The sequence below is a fragment of the Corallococcus llansteffanensis genome (genome assembly GCF_003612055.1).
Taxonomy (GTDB): domain Bacteria; phylum Myxococcota; class Myxococcia; order Myxococcales; family Myxococcaceae; genus Corallococcus; species Corallococcus llansteffanensis.
Window position 1 is genome coordinate 1 of sequence record NZ_RAWB01000260.1, and the last position, 13,657, is coordinate 13,657.

The 13,657-nt window shown below is 71.3% G+C and carries 14 protein-coding genes; 8 read left to right on the plus strand and 6 right to left on the minus strand.

From position 1 onward, the window contains the following. Positions 1-99 precede the first annotated feature (99 nt). The 5 genes from exoL (at position 100) to exoP (ending at position 5,871) form a co-directional block, all read left to right on the plus strand. Entirely contained in the window at positions 100-1,350 is a 1,251-nt protein-coding gene (exoL, locus tag D7V93_RS23275) for a spore coat polysaccharide deacetylase ExoL (protein ID WP_341870961.1), read from the plus strand. Beyond that, on the plus strand, positions 1,347-2,864 hold the full coding sequence (gene exoM / locus D7V93_RS23280) for a spore coat polysaccharide flippase ExoM (RefSeq protein WP_120645505.1): 1,518 nt from the start codon (positions 1,347-1,349) through the stop codon (positions 2,862-2,864). The genes exoL and exoM overlap by 4 nt, the downstream gene beginning before the upstream one ends. Before the next feature lie 104 nt (positions 2,865-2,968). Further along, entirely contained in the window at positions 2,969-3,499 is a 531-nt protein-coding gene (locus D7V93_RS23285; protein ID WP_120645506.1) for a serine O-acetyltransferase, read from the plus strand. A gap of 8 nt (positions 3,500-3,507) precedes the next feature. Further along, positions 3,508-4,590 carry a glycosyltransferase family 4 protein gene (locus D7V93_RS23290; protein ID WP_372338341.1) on the plus strand — a complete coding sequence of 361 codons (1,083 nt, stop codon included), beginning with the start codon at positions 3,508-3,510 and terminating at the stop codon, positions 4,588-4,590. A 78-nt stretch (positions 4,591-4,668) separates the two neighbouring features. Continuing rightward, complete coding sequence (gene exoP, locus D7V93_RS23295) at positions 4,669-5,871, plus strand: spore coat polysaccharide biosynthesis glycosyltransferase ExoP (RefSeq protein WP_120645508.1); 1,203 nt, start codon at positions 4,669-4,671, stop codon at positions 5,869-5,871. Positions 5,872-5,941: 70 nt separating this feature from the next. Here exoP and D7V93_RS23300 read toward each other — a convergent pair whose 3' ends face one another. From D7V93_RS23300 to thiS, 6 genes are all read right to left on the minus strand, one after another. Further along, entirely contained in the window at positions 5,942-7,126 is a 1,185-nt protein-coding gene (locus D7V93_RS23300; protein WP_120645509.1) for a DUF4350 domain-containing protein, read from the minus strand. Between the two features lie 192 nt (positions 7,127-7,318). Continuing rightward, positions 7,319-8,206, minus strand: coding sequence for a DUF4129 domain-containing protein (locus D7V93_RS23305; RefSeq protein ID WP_120645510.1), 888 nt, complete (start codon positions 8,204-8,206; stop codon positions 7,319-7,321). Positions 8,207-8,218: 12 nt separating this feature from the next. Further along, positions 8,219-9,262 carry a hypothetical protein gene (locus D7V93_RS23310; RefSeq protein ID WP_120645511.1) on the minus strand — a complete coding sequence of 348 codons (1,044 nt, stop codon included), beginning with the start codon at positions 9,260-9,262 and terminating at the stop codon, positions 8,219-8,221. A 21-nt stretch (positions 9,263-9,283) separates the two neighbouring features. Next, positions 9,284-9,904 (minus strand): thiamine phosphate synthase, encoded by a 621-nt coding sequence (locus D7V93_RS23315; RefSeq protein ID WP_120645512.1) that lies wholly within the window; start codon positions 9,902-9,904, stop codon positions 9,284-9,286. Beyond that, complete coding sequence (locus D7V93_RS23320; RefSeq protein ID WP_120614962.1) at positions 9,904-10,689, minus strand: thiazole synthase; 786 nt, start codon at positions 10,687-10,689, stop codon at positions 9,904-9,906. Before D7V93_RS23320 ends, D7V93_RS23315 begins: the two co-directional genes overlap by 1 nt. Before the next feature lie 26 nt (positions 10,690-10,715). Then, positions 10,716-10,919 (minus strand): sulfur carrier protein ThiS, encoded by a 204-nt coding sequence (gene thiS / locus D7V93_RS23325; protein WP_120645513.1) that lies wholly within the window; start codon positions 10,917-10,919, stop codon positions 10,716-10,718. Between the two features lie 340 nt (positions 10,920-11,259). Between thiS and D7V93_RS23330 the strand changes: the two genes are divergently transcribed. The 3 genes from D7V93_RS23330 to D7V93_RS23340 all read left to right on the plus strand — a co-directional run. Then, positions 11,260-11,883 carry a hypothetical protein gene (locus tag D7V93_RS23330; RefSeq protein ID WP_244237458.1) on the plus strand — a complete coding sequence of 208 codons (624 nt, stop codon included), beginning with the start codon at positions 11,260-11,262 and terminating at the stop codon, positions 11,881-11,883. A gap of 213 nt (positions 11,884-12,096) precedes the next feature. Beyond that, positions 12,097-13,230 carry a serine/threonine-protein kinase gene (locus tag D7V93_RS23335; RefSeq protein ID WP_120645515.1) on the plus strand — a complete coding sequence of 378 codons (1,134 nt, stop codon included), beginning with the start codon at positions 12,097-12,099 and terminating at the stop codon, positions 13,228-13,230. A 52-nt stretch (positions 13,231-13,282) separates the two neighbouring features. Continuing rightward, a partial coding sequence (locus tag D7V93_RS23340) for a membrane dipeptidase (RefSeq protein WP_208723121.1) occupies positions 13,283-13,657 on the plus strand: 375 nt, incomplete at its 3' end.

Consider the following 13,657-nt stretch of genomic DNA (forward strand, 5'->3'; position numbering starts at 1 on the left):
GATCCGCGAGGGAGAGGCGTGATGGCAGGCAGGGTGTTGCGGCGGGCGGCGAAGTCGGTGGCGGCGGGGGTGCTTCACTACAGCGGGGCGCGCAAGGCGATGGCGGCGTACCGCCGGTCGCAGTCCGGGGGACGGCGCATCCTCATCGTGAGCTACCACCGCGTGGTGAGCGACTTCACGGGGGAGCTGCAGCGCTCCATCCCGGGCCTGCTGATTTCCCAGGAGACCTTCCGCCGGCACCTGGAAGAGGCGCACGCGGCGGGCTTCGAGCTGGCGAGCATTGGCGACGCGGTGGACGTGATGGCGGGCCGGCGCACGGCGAAGAAGGACCTCTTCGTGGTGACGTTCGACGACGGCTACCGCGACGTCTACCGGTACGCCTACCCGGTGCTCAAGCAGATGGGCGTGCCGGCCATCACCTACCTGCCCACGGCCTTCATCGACACCGACAAGCGCTTCAACCACGACCGGCTCTTCCACCTGCTGCGCCGCGTGCAGGAGCGCCGCTTCCAGCCCGACTTCGCGACGATGCCCGGCCCTTCCATCCAGCTGCTGGGGCCCATCCTCACCGGCCACAAGACGGTGTCCGCGGCGCTGGACGACTTCATCGGCGAGCACCCCACGCGGGTCCTCACCGGCATCATCGACGGCCTGGAGCAGCAGCTGGGCGGCGGGGCGGACCTCGTTCCCGAGCAGGGCGACGTGATGAACTGGGACGAGGTGCGCCGCATGGCGCGCGACGGCTTCGAGTTCGGCGCGCACACGCTGGGCCACACGGTGCTGACGCAGGAGCCCACGGCGGTGGTGGAGCACGAAATCGTGGAGTCCAAGCGCACCATCGAGCGCGAGGTGGGCGTCCAGGTGAAGGACTTCGCGTACTGCAACGGCTGGTACTCGGATGAGATCATCCGCATCCTGAGCCAGAACGGCTTCCGCTCGGGCGTCACCACGGAGGACCTGCCCAACCGCGTGGGCGGCGACCCGTTCACCCTCAAGCGCAAGGTGATGTGGGAGAACTTCAGCCTGGGGATGATGGGGGACTACTCGTCGGCGCTGACGGTGTGCCAGTTCGACGACTGCTTCGGCGTGCTGGGCATGAGCCACCCGGTGCTGGGTCACCGGCAGCACGCGCTGTCCCCGGCGACGGACACCAACCAGGTGGTCATCCAGGGACTTGTCGTCCCGGCGGCAACGCTGTCGAAGGTGACGCCGGTGGAAGTCGTGCAGGTGACAGAGCCCGCCTTCGCGACGGACGCGCGGGTTGCCGTGCCGGTGGACAGCCCCCAGGTGGTGCTGGCATCGGACGCCGCCCTGGCCACGGAGGCGGCGCAGCCGGAGGAGCTCCAGTGAGTGCGTCACCCAAGCCGGCCGCGTCCCCGTCGTTCCTGGGGCGCGCCGGCCCGTTGGTCCTGGCCCGGCTCTTCACCGCCGGGCTGACGTTGTCCATTCCGCTCGTGCTCGCCCGGGTGCTGCGCCTGGACGAGTACGGCACGTACTACCAGCTGTTCCTCATCGCCACGACGCTCTCCTACGTGCTGCCCTTCGGCGTGGCGCAGAGCCTCTACTACTTCCTGCCCCGCACGGAGGCGAAGCGGCCCTACCTGGGCCACGCGCTGCTCTTCGTGACGGGCGCGGGGCTCGTGGCGGCGGCGCTGGTGTGGGCCTTCCTGGGCCACGTGGCGGCCTACTTCAACAACCCGGCGCTGATGGAGTACCGCGCGTCGCTCGCCCTCTACACGGCGTTCTTCCTGGGCAGCTACCCGCTGGAGATCTCCCTTACCAGCCAGGGCAAGACGAAGGCGTCCGCGGTGGTGTACCTGGTGTCGGACGCGGTGCGCGCGGGCGTGATGGTGGTGCCGCCGCTCCTGGGCTTCTCGCTGCACGGGATGATGATCGCGGTGGCCGCGTTCGCGGGGCTCCGCTACGCGGCGACGTGGCTGGTGTCGCTGCGTGGCGCCCAGGGGCCGCTGGTGGACCGGAAGCTGTTCCGCGAGCAACTGCTGTACTCGGCGCCGTTCGGCGCGGCGATGTGCCTGGCCATCCCCCAGCAGAACGCGCACCTGTACGCGGTGGCGGGCGTGGTGGCCCCCGCGGTGTACGCGCTCTACCGGGTGGGCTGCTTCCAGCTGCCGGTGGTGGACCTGCTCTACACGCCCACCAGCGAGGTGCTGATGGTGCGCCTGGGCGAGCTGGAGCGCGAGGGCCGGCTGGAGGAGGGCGTGGACGCGTTCCGGGAGGCGGCCGGAAAGCTGGCGTACGTGTTCCTGCCCTTCGCGGCGTTCCTCTTCGCGGCGGCGCCGGAGTTCGTGGGGGCGATGTTCGGCCAGAAGTTCCTGCCCGCGGTCCCCATCTTCCGGGTGAGCGTGCTGGGCGTGGTGCTGTCCATCCTGCCCATGGACGGCACGCTGCGCGCCCGGGGGCTCACGCGCGCCATCTTCGCCTCGTACCTGGTGAAGGCGGTGGTGACGGTGCCGCTGCTGTGGTTCGGCGTGAAGCACTTCGGGATGATGGGCGGCATCACTTCGTGGGCGCTGGCGGAGCTCGTGGGCAAGGGCATGCTGCTGGCCCGCGTGCCCGCGGCGCTGTCCACCCCGGAGCGGAAGCTGGGCCTGCGCGACGTCATCCCGTGGCGGGAGCTGGGCCAAGCGTCGCTGGCGGCGGTGGCGGCGGGGGGCAGCATCTTCCTGCTGCGCTCGGGCGCGCACGACGCGTGGATGAACCTGCCCGCGGGCTTCCTGTGGCGCGTGCTGCCGCTGGCGGTGGCGGGGCTGCTCTTCGTCGTCGGGTACGTGGTGGGCCTGTATGCGCAGGGCGTGCGTCCCCTGAGCGCCTTGCAGTCCCTGCGTCCCCGCCGGGCGGTGTGAGTGTTGTCTGGAATCAGACGCGTGGGGAGGACTTCCCTCTCCACGGGTGGGTACTTAGTTTCCGCAGGCGCAAGGAAGTCGGGCGAGGGCGAGGGAGAGGCGTGATGGGTTTCGACGCGATGACGTTGTATCGGATGGCGCATGGGCTTCGGATGCGCGGTGTTCCGCTGCTGCCGGCCGTGCTGCGCAAGGCCATCTACTACCTGCACAGCTCATACATCCCCGAGGACGCGGAGCTGGGCGAGGGGACGCAGCTGGGCTACGGCGGCATCGGCGTGGTCATCCACAGGGCGGCGAAGGTGGGCCGTCACGTGCTCATCTCCCAGCAGGTGACCATTGGCGGTCGCTCCGGCATCGAGGGCGCGCCGGTGATTGGCGACTACGTGCGCATCGGCGCCGGGGCCAAGGTGCTGGGCAACATCCACGTGGGCGACTTCGCGGTGATTGGCGCCAACGCGGTGGTGGTGAAGGACGTGCCCGCGGGCGCGGTGGTGGCGGGCGTGCCCGCGAAGGTGATCCGCCAGGATCCGGATCCGCTCACCACGTACCAGCGCGAGATGGGCCTGTTGCCCGCGCGTCCGGCGACGAAGCTCACCCAGGTTCCCCGGCCTGTCGCGCAGGCCTCGGCCCGCTAGGCGGTCTTCTGGAGAAGGGGGGCTTGCCCATGCGCGTGCTGCTCGTCGGAGACTACCCGCCGCCTTACGGGGGCGTGGCCATCCACGTCCGACAACTCCATCAATTTCTTCGCGGCCGCGGGGTCGAAACGAAGGTGCTCGATATCGGGAAGGGTGGCCGGCCGGCTCCGGACGTCCTCCCCGTGCAGGGCGCCGCTGCGTTCGGCCTGCGGCTCGCGGGATTCACCTCCGCGGGTTGGACCGTCCACCTGCACACCAGTGGCAACAACCCGAAGGCGTGGATGCTGGCGGCGCTGGTGGGCAGCATGCCCGGGTCGCGTTCGCCTCGCGTCATCACGCTGCACTCGGGCTTGATTCCGGACTACCTGGCCGCGTCCCAGGCCCGGCGGGTGTTCGCCCGCACGGCGCTCGCGGGCTATGCGCGGGTGGTGGCCGTGTCTCCGGCGGTGCGCGACGCGGTGATCGCGTGCGGCGTGCCAGCGCGGAAGGTCCTCATGCAGCCGGCCTTCTGTGGGTCGCAGGTGCAGCCCGGTCCGGTGACGCCAGAGGTGGAGGCCGCGCGAGCGCGCCGGCAGCCGCTCCTGACGATGGCGCACCACCCCTCGCCCGTGTACGGGCGCAAGCAGATGTTCCGGGCGCTGAAGCTGATTGCACAAGCGCATCCCCACGTGGGCCTGGCGCTGTTCGGCCTGGGCACGCGCTCCGACGAGTTCGTCCGCGACGCCCGGGAACTGGGGGTGGCGGGGCTGCTGGAGGACCTGGGTGAACTGGAGCATGCGAACGCGCTGGGACTGATGTCCCAGAGTGACGTCTTCATCCGGCCCACCACGCACGACGGGGACTCGCTCTCCGTGCGCGAGGCGCTGGCGCTGGGCGTGCCCTGCGTGGCGAGCGACGTGTGCGCGCGCCCGGAGGGGACGCGGTTGTTCAAGGCCGGAGACGAGCACGCGCTGGCGGCGGCGGTGAGCGAGGCGCTGAAGGCGGGCCCCGCGACGGTGCGGGCTCCGGATGCGGGACCGGTGCTGCTGGACGTGTACGCGGAGTTGATGCCGTCAGGCATGGCGGGTGCAGGAACGGTGAAGGCGGCGTGACGGGGTGGGTGGTGGGGCTTCCGGCAACGGGAGCGCTTCATGGTTTCGCAAACAAGGTTCTGGGTTCAGGAGAAGACGATGCGTCGCAGTGAAGAGGTCGATCTGTCGAAGCGGGCCCTGCGCGGGCGTGACCTGGTGGTGTTCTCCAACGACTGGGATGGGGACCCGCTGTCGAAGGTCCACATCATGCGGATCCTGTCGCGGGACAACCGGGTGCTGTGGGTGAACAGCATTGGCAACCGCGCGCCCAAGGTGAACGCGCACGATGCGAGCCGGATCATCAAGAAGCTGAAGACGTTCAGCGAGGGCATCCGCGAGGTGGAGCCCAACCTGCACGTGCTCGCGCCGCTGGCGATTCCGTTCTACGGCTCGGAGCTGGCGCGCCAGGCGAACCGCCACCTGCTGCGGCTCCAGGTGCTGCGGGCGATGAAGCAGCTCAAGTTCGAGCGGCCCATCTCCTGGAGCTTCCTGCCCGCGTCCGCGCCGGTGTCTGGCACGCTGGGCGAGGACTTCGTCGTCTACCACTGCGTGGATGAGTTCAGCGCGTTCAGCGACACGAACGGCAAGCACATCGCGGAACTGGAGGAGCGCCTGCTGCGCCGCGCGGACATGTGCATCACGTCCGCGGAGCGCCTGTACGAGAACAAGAAGAAGGTGAACCGGCGCACGGTGCTGGTGCGCCACGGCACGGACTTCACGCACTTCGTGAAGGCGTGCGACGCGGAGACGAAGGTCCCGGAGGACATCGCGAAGCTGCCCAAGCCCATCATCGGCTTCTTCGGCCTGGTGGCGGACTGGATCGACCAGGATGCCATCGTCGCGGTCGCGAAGGCGCACCCGGAGGGCTCGGTGGTCATCGTGGGCAAGACGACGCCGGACTGCGACGACTCCAAGCTGCGCGCGCAGCCCAACATCCACATGCTGGGCCGCAAGCCGTACGCGGAGCTGCCGGGCTACAACAAGGCGTTCGACGTGGCGCTCAACCCGTTCGTCATCAACGAGCTGACGCTCAACTCCAACCCGCTGAAGGTGCGTGAGTACCTGGCGTCTGGCCTGCCGGTGGTGTCGTCCGACCTGCCCGAGGTGCGCAAGGTGGGGCTGTGCCGCATCGCCACCACGCCCGAGGACTACGTGAAGCAGGTGAACGCGGCGCTGGCGGACAACCCCGGCCCCAACCGTGAGCGCGCGGAGAAGATCTTCCACGAGAGCTGGGAGGCGCGCGTCGCCGAGATCCGCCAGCACGTGGGCGAGGCGATGCTCGCCGCGGGCAAGAAGCTGTAGGTCCGGTCCGGTACCGGGCGACAAGAAGGCGCGGGTCCGGGGCGTGAAGGCTCCGGGCGCCGCGCCTTCGTCATTCCGGGGCTTCGCCCGCGCGGCCCGTCACCCGGCGCTCCAGGTGCGCGTAGCGGCGGGCAAGGCGGGTGTAGTCGGCGGGCCGGACGGGCGCGCGGTTCCGGGTGCGCAGCAGGTCCTCCTTCGCGTCCAGGTAGTCGCGAGCGGGCACGCCGCACGTCTCCTCCAGGAGCCGCGCGGCCTCCGCGTCCGGCAGGGAGGGAGGGATGCCCAGCCGCTCCTGCATGAGCCGCCGCAGGGCGCTGTCCAGCTCCGGCAGCAGCTCCGCCTCCACCTTCGCGCGGCGCATGAGCCACCCGAGCGAACGCACGTACTCGCGCGACGAGCGGTGCCGCTCCACGCGCACGGGGCGGGGCGCACCGAAGCGCGTGCCGCGCGAGACGACGTACACGAGGCCCACCGCGAGCCCCTGCGCGATGAACACCCAGAGGCCCTGGGACAGGGGAGGGCGGGTGACGGCGGCGTGATGGAATTCGTCGAAGCGAAGCGGGCCCCGGTCGGCGAGCGCGTCCCAGAAGCGCAGGTTGTCGAGCAGCTCCAGGCGCCGGTTCTCCGCGAGGTCCGGACCCGCGGCCACGTAGACCTCGCCCTTGCCCAGGCCCCAGCGCCACACCACGCCGACGCCCGACAGTCCCGCGAGGGGCACAGCGGTTTCGTGCTCCATCCGCAGGCTCCGGTCGCGTGACACGCGCAGCGATGACAGTCCGCGCAGCAGGCCCGCGGGCAGCCACACGTCCACGGTGACGCCCGCGGGGTCCACCCACTCGGAGGCGAGGCCCTGGTGGTTCGTGCCCGGCAGCGCGCCGGGCTCCAGCCCCAGCCATTCCTCCAACCCCGGCTGGTGCTTTCCCAGTGTGTGCGGCGACAGGTACACGAGCGTGCCGCCGCCCTGGACGAAGCGCTCCAGTGAAGCGACTTCTTCCTTCGTCACCGGCTGGGCCTGGGGCGCGGAGATGACCAGCGTGCGGGTGCCGGCAGGAAGCGACTCCAGGGACGTCTCCTGCGCGCTGACGTCCCGGCCGCCCTCGCGCAGGTACACGAAGAGGCCCTTGAGCCCCAGGGGGCCAGGGTTCGTGATGGACGGCACGGGGGAGTCCGGCGCGGCTTCACGCGAGGCGAGCCCCACGGCGAGCGCTACCGCGATCAGCAGGCCCAGCACCCCCGCGACGCGCGCGTTCCTCACGGCCGGGCCTCCGCGAGCGCGGTGTGCAGTTGCCCCGTGAGCGTGGCAACGAGCACGGGGCGTAAGCCTGAAGCCATGGCGACGCGAGCGTTCCTCACGGCCGGGCCTCCGCAAGCACGTCGCGCGGTCGCCCCGTGAGCGTGGCAGCGAGCACGGGGCGCAAGCCTGGATCCATGGCGACGCGAGCGTTCCTCACGGCCGGGCCTCCGCGAGCGAGCCGTGCAGCCGCTCCACGGACTCCACGAAGCGCGCGGCCTCATCACGGGGCACGGGCTCCAGCGAATAGAAGGCCTGGTCGTACCAGCCCACCAGCCGCTCCACTTCTCCCGTCACCCGCGCGGGCGCTCCTCGCGTGGGCAGCTCCGCGGCCAGCTCCCGGTTCGTCTTCACGCGGTCCGGCCTCGCCAGCTTGCGCTGCTCCAGCGTGGACAGCAGGCCCAGCAGGCCTTCACGGATGGCTTCGCGCGCGTCCTGCGTCTCCAATGCGGTGCGGGCCCGGCCCAGGTGCTCACCGGGCGTGTCCAGCTCCAGGGGCTGCGCGGCGCCTTCTATCTCCTGCGCGGCGACGACCTTCCGGCCCCTGCGCCAGCGCACGCGCAGCACGCCGAACAGCACCACCGCCAGCGCCACGCCCAGCATCACCGCTCGCGTGGCCACCGCGAAGCCCTGCGCGCCCTTGGACTCGAAGAGGCCTTCCAGCCAGTTCTCCAGCTCCCGCAGCAGGCGCGTCAGCACGTCACTGTTGCGCTGCCGGGCCCTCGCGAACTCCGACCGGTCGAGGATGGCGCGCAGCCGCTCCGGCTCGCTCGCGCCCTCGGGCCCACCAGCCTGCGCTCGCTCCGCCTCCAGCGCGCACACCGCTTCCAGGTACACCGTGAGCTGGTGGGCCCGGTCCGCGGCCGTCTGGCCGGAGGTCCCCGGTGGAAGCGGCACGCCCTCCAGTCGTTCCACCAGCCGGTTCACCTCCGCGTTGAGCTCCTGGGGGCGGACGCGCGCCGTGTCCTCGAGCCGATGCGCGAGGGCCTCCCGGTCGGCGCAGGGCAGGGCGGACAGCAGGAAGATGAGCGGCAGGGCGGGCACGGGGCCTGGGCGTCAGACGGACAGCGTCGTCGGTTCCGCGGTCGCGAGCCGGCGCTCCAGGTCCAGGCCTTCCCGTCGCACGCGCATGTCCACGTAGAAGAACGCCGACACCACGAAGCTCAGCGGCGTGAAGAAGGACTGCCCCACCACCTGCAACAGCTCCGCGGGCACCAGCAGCGCCTGCGGAATGGCCGCCTGCGCCGCTGGATCCAACAGGTTGCCGCCATAGGTCAGCCGCACGATCCACGCGGGCAGGCCTGACACCAGGCTCACCGCGACGAGGATGCCGCCCACCACCGTGGACAGCACCATGGCCCGCACCGTCCCCCGGCCCATGAAGCCCGGCTCGACACGGCCCGACAGCAGCGCTCCGGAGCGCTTGAAGGCCGCCCACGCTCCCACGTCCTCCATCGCCAGCACCGGCGGCAGCAACATGAAGCGCAGGAAGTACCAGAGCACCGCCGCCAGCGCCCCCAGGCCCAGCAGGATGGCGCCGATGATGATCAGCGCCACGCTCGCCGCCGTGCTGCCGCCGGAGCCCTTGCCCGTGACGGCCGCCACCACGCCCAGCCCCATGACCACGGATCCCGGCAGGCACAGGAGGATCGTCACGCCCAGGGACCACGCCATCGACAGCAGGTAGGTCACCGTCAGCGTGCCCAGCCGGGACACCGCGCGGCGCAGTCCCTCCGAGGGACGCACCGGCTCTCCCAGCAGCGCGGGCACCACGAACCGGGCCGCCGCCGTGGTGGCCACCCAGAAGTTCCACACCAGGAACAGCCACAGCACGCCCATCAACCCCAGCGCGATGCCCGACTGGGTCAGCGTCTCCGACGGATCCGCTCCCGCGCGCGGCCCCTGCAGCCCCGGCAGCGAGCCCGCCCACCGCGCGGTCGCGAAGGTGAAGAGCTTGACCGCGATGTAGTTGATCAGGTCGAACCCCAGACACAGCACGAACAGGGGCTTCAGGTGCGCACGCCAGAACGTCGCGGCGCGGTCGATGAGCTCCCCGATGGCGAGCGGGCGCAGTTCAGCGGAGGTCGCGGAGGGATTCACGGCCGCGCAGCATAGCGCGCCTCAACCGCGCGGGGCCGCGCATGCGTCCAGCAACGCGAGGGCCGCCTCGCGTGGGTCATCCGCCTCCAGCACCGAGGAGATGACCGCGACGCCCCGGATCCCGGGCATCCCGCGCGCACGCTCGGGCGTCAGGCCTCCCAGCGCCAGGGCGGGACAGGGCAGCCGGGCCGCGAGCGCCTGGAATCCCTCCGGCCCCAGCGTGGCGCGCGTGTCCCCCGGCTTGGAGCCGGGAGCGAACACCGGGCTCACCAGCGCCAGGTCCGCCCCCGTCGCGCCCGCGGCCTCGCGCGCGTCATGCACCGCCACGCTGACGAGCCGGCCGGGCGGCAGGTGGGGCCGCACGTCGAGAGGGGAGGGGCCCGAGGCGGGCAGGTGCAGGTGCGCCCCCACGAGCAACGCGACGTCCAGCCGCCCGTTGACGAACAGCGCATGCCCCCGGGCCCGGCACACGTCCGCCACGAGCCGGGCCTCCTCCAGGAACAGGCGGCCGGAGGCCTCGGGATGGCGGTGCTGCACGGCGACGTCGGGCCCCGCCTCCAGCGCCCGGGCGAGCGCGGCCAGGAGCCGCGTCCGGGAAAGGCGCCAGTCGGTGATGACGACGAGGCGGGGCAGGGAGGGCACTACTCGACGAGCCCTTCGATGGGGCTGGACGCGGAGCCGTACGCCTTGCGGGGGATGCGTCCGGCCAGGTACGCGTCGCGGCCGGCCTCCACCGCCTTCTTCATTGCCACGGCCATGCGCACCGGATCCCGGGCGCCCGCGATGGCGGTGTTCATGAGCAGCGCGTCCACGCCCAGCTCCATCGCGATGGCCGCGTCGGACGCGGTGCCCACGCCCGCGTCCACGATGACGGGCACCTTCACCACCTCGCGGATGAGCCGCAGGTTGTGCGGGTTGCGGATGCCCAACCCGCTGCCGATGGGGGCCGCCAGCGGCATCACCGCCGCGCAGCCCGCGTCCTCCAGCTTGCGCGCGGTGATGGGGTCGTCGCTGGTGTACGGCAGCACGACGAAGCCCTCCTTCACCAGGATGCGCGCCGCCTTCAGCGTCTCCTCGACGTCCGGGTAGAGCGTCTTCTCGTCGCCCAGGACCTCCAGCTTCACCCACTTGCTCATGCCCAGCTCCTCGGCGAGCCGGCAGGTGCGCACCGCGTCGTCCGCCGTGTAGCAGAGCGCCGTGTTGGGCAGCAGGCGCAGCTTGTTGCGGTCGATCCAGTTCATCAGCGACGCCTCACCCGTGGCCTTCAGGTCCAGGCGCCGCACCGCCACCGTGACGAGCTCCGCGCCGGAGGCGTCGTGGCACTGCTTCATCACCTCGTGGCTGGGGTACTTCCCCGTGCCGACGATGAGCCGCGAGGTGAACGTCACCCCCGCCAGCGTGAAAGGCTTGTCCGCGATGCCGCTCATGACCGTGTCCTCCCCTGGGCCTGCACTCACCCGCCACCCACGAAGGTGACGATCTCCACCCGGTCCCCGTCCAGCAGCCGGTGCTCGGGGTGACGCGCGCGGCGCACCACCTCCGCGTTCACCTCCACCGCCACCCCCGGACCGCTGCTCAACTCCAGCAGCGTCAACAGGGACGAAAGGGTGCTGCCCTCCGGCAGCGTTCGCGCTTCTCCGTTGACCCACACCGTCACGGCGTCACGACTCCTTCCGGCCCGCTTCCCGACTCCAGGGAACCCGCCGCTGCCAGTACAAGGGCGGTTCTGCCCTGTCAACGCACAGCCTCCTTCACGAAGGGGCCCGTGTCCGGCATCCACGGACGGATTTTTCCCGCCTCGGTGCGCTTCTTCCCCCTTCCAAGCAGGCAGGCGACCAGGGCCTCCCGCCTCCGGACGCCGCCCCTGTGTCCTGGATCCGTCCCCGACAACCCCTGTGCAGGTACGGGGGGAGCGACCAGTTTCTGCCCAACGCCGGGGAACAAATCCACCGGCTTCCAGAACACATCACACAGGGGGCAGTCACATGCGGAAGCTCATGATTGCGGTCACGGCGGTGGCGGGGCTGACGATGGTCGCGGGCTGCAAGAAGGACGACGTCCAGGAGCAGCGCGAGGACGTCGCCGAGGCTCGCCAGGAAGCCGCGCAGGAGACCGCGGAAGCGCGTCAGGAAGAGGGCAAGGAGCTGGCCGCGGCGCAGCAGGACGCCAACAAGGAGATCGGCTCCGCGCAGCGCGAGGCGAATGAGGAGGTCGCCGAGGCGCGCCATGACGCCAACGAGAAGATCGCCGGGGCCAACCAGGAGGTCCGTGAGGAGGAGAAGGACCTCGCCGAGGCCCAGGCCAACCGCAACGAGGACCTGAACGAGGACCTGGCCCAGGGCGGCTCGGGCATGGCCGGCGCGACGGCCGCGGCCACGACCATCAACGGTCGCGTGCTGTCCAAGTCGGGTGACACGCTGACGGTGGTGGACACCAGCAACCGCGAGCTGAAGATCAAGACGAACGACAAGACGGCGGTCATGGACAACGGCAGCCGCGCGGTGAAGCTGGACGACATCAAGGAAGGCTCGCAGGTGCGCGCCTCGTACGTGATGGACGGCAAGGACATGGTCGCCCGCGACGTCACCCTCGTGGCGCCCGTGAAGAAGCTGGACCAGTAGTCGTCCCCGCCTCGTACGTAGCATCGCGAAGGCAGGAACAGGCTTGAAGGGGACGGCTCCCGCGTCAGCGCGGGGGCCGTTTCCTTTTTAGTCGGGGAAACATCCGGTGGGGTCGGATGGGGATGTCTGACCCGGGTGGTAGGACGCGGGCGTGAGGTCTTCCTCATGCCTTCCCACCCCCGGGAAGCGCCTTGCGAAGGAGCGTCATCCACGATGGCCACCCATCCCCCCGCGCAGTCCACGTCCCGGCCGTTCATCCTCTTCTCCACCGGGGCCACGTCGTATGAGCTGGTGCGCTACCTGGGGTCGCGCGCCGGTGGCGAGCTGCTGCTCGCCCGCCGGCACTACGCGCGCACGCCGGGCGGGCTGGTGCTCATCAAGCGCCTGCGCGACGTCGGGGACGACGTGGGGCGGGCGCGGCTGCGCGAGGAGGTGAAGCTGCTCATGCGGCTGAGCCACCCGGCCATCGCGCCGGTGTACCTGGTGCGGGTGCACGACGGGGCGCCCCACCTCGTCATGGAGTACGTGGACGGCCCCTGCCTGGAGACGCTGTCCAGCTTCGCGGCGCTGCGGCGGCGGCCCTTCTCGGAGGCGTTCGCCGCGTACGTGGGCGCGGAGGTGGCGGATGCGCTCCACCATGCCCACGCGCTGGAGGACTCGAGGGGCCACCCCGTGGGCGTCGTGCACCGCGACGTCAGCCCCCGCTCCGTGCGCGTGGATGTGCACGGGCGGGTGCGGCTGGCGGACTTCGCGCTCGCGTGGTCGCGGCTGCCCGGCCGCGTGGTAACTGAGCCAGGGCTCGTGCGCGGGGACGTGGCCTATGCCTCGCCGGAGGCCCTGGAGGGACAGCCGCTGGATGGCCGGGCGGACCTGTTCTCCCTGGGGATGGTGCTCCTGGAGCTGCTCACCGGCCTGCACCTGCTGGACCTGGAGGACGTGGAGCGCGCCGCGCAGCAGGCCCAGCCCGTGCCCGGCGCGCGGGGGCTGTGCGCGGAGACGCCCAGCTGGCTTCCCGCGCCGTTGATGGCCGCGCGCATGGCGTGCCTCGCGCCGTCGCACGTGGAGCATGCGACGCGGGGGCTGTCGGAGGGGATGCGGGAGGTGCTCCAGCGGGTGTTGCAGCGCGACCGCGACGCCCGCTTCCAGACGGGCGCGGAGCTGCGGGACGCGCTCCGGGCCCTGCTGGGCGCGGCGGGGCGGCCCTATGGTCCTCCGGAGGCGCTGCGCGAGGTGGCGGAGGTGCGGACGGACGCCCTCGAGGGCACCGCGGGGGAGGCGGAAGCGGGCCTCCCGCTGGAGGATGACGTCTGGCCGGAGGACGACGACGGCGGCTCGGACTGGAGCTGAAGCGCGTCACGGGTGCTTGTCATCGCGGGAGGCGGTGGCGAAGACTGCTGGCATGGGTGACGTGAAGGAGCTGCATCGGCGCTGGTGCATCGCGGACAGCCACGCGGATTCGCTGATGTGGAACCGCGACCTGTGCGAACGGTCGACGGAGGGGCACGTGGACTTCCCCCGCCTGCGCGAGGCGGGGGTGAAGCTGCAGTGCTTCACGCTGGTGACCCGGGGCTTCCCCTTCATTGGCGGCTTCCCGCTGTTCGCCGCGTGGCGCAAGTGGCCTCGCGAGGCGCGCGGCGGCGAGTGGGCGCGGGCGCTCTGGCAGATTGAACGGCTGGACGCGTTCTGCGCCCGCTCCGGGGACACGGTGCGTGTCGCCACCACCGGGGCGGGGCTGGAGGACAACCTCGCCCACGGGCGGCTGTCGGCGGTGCTG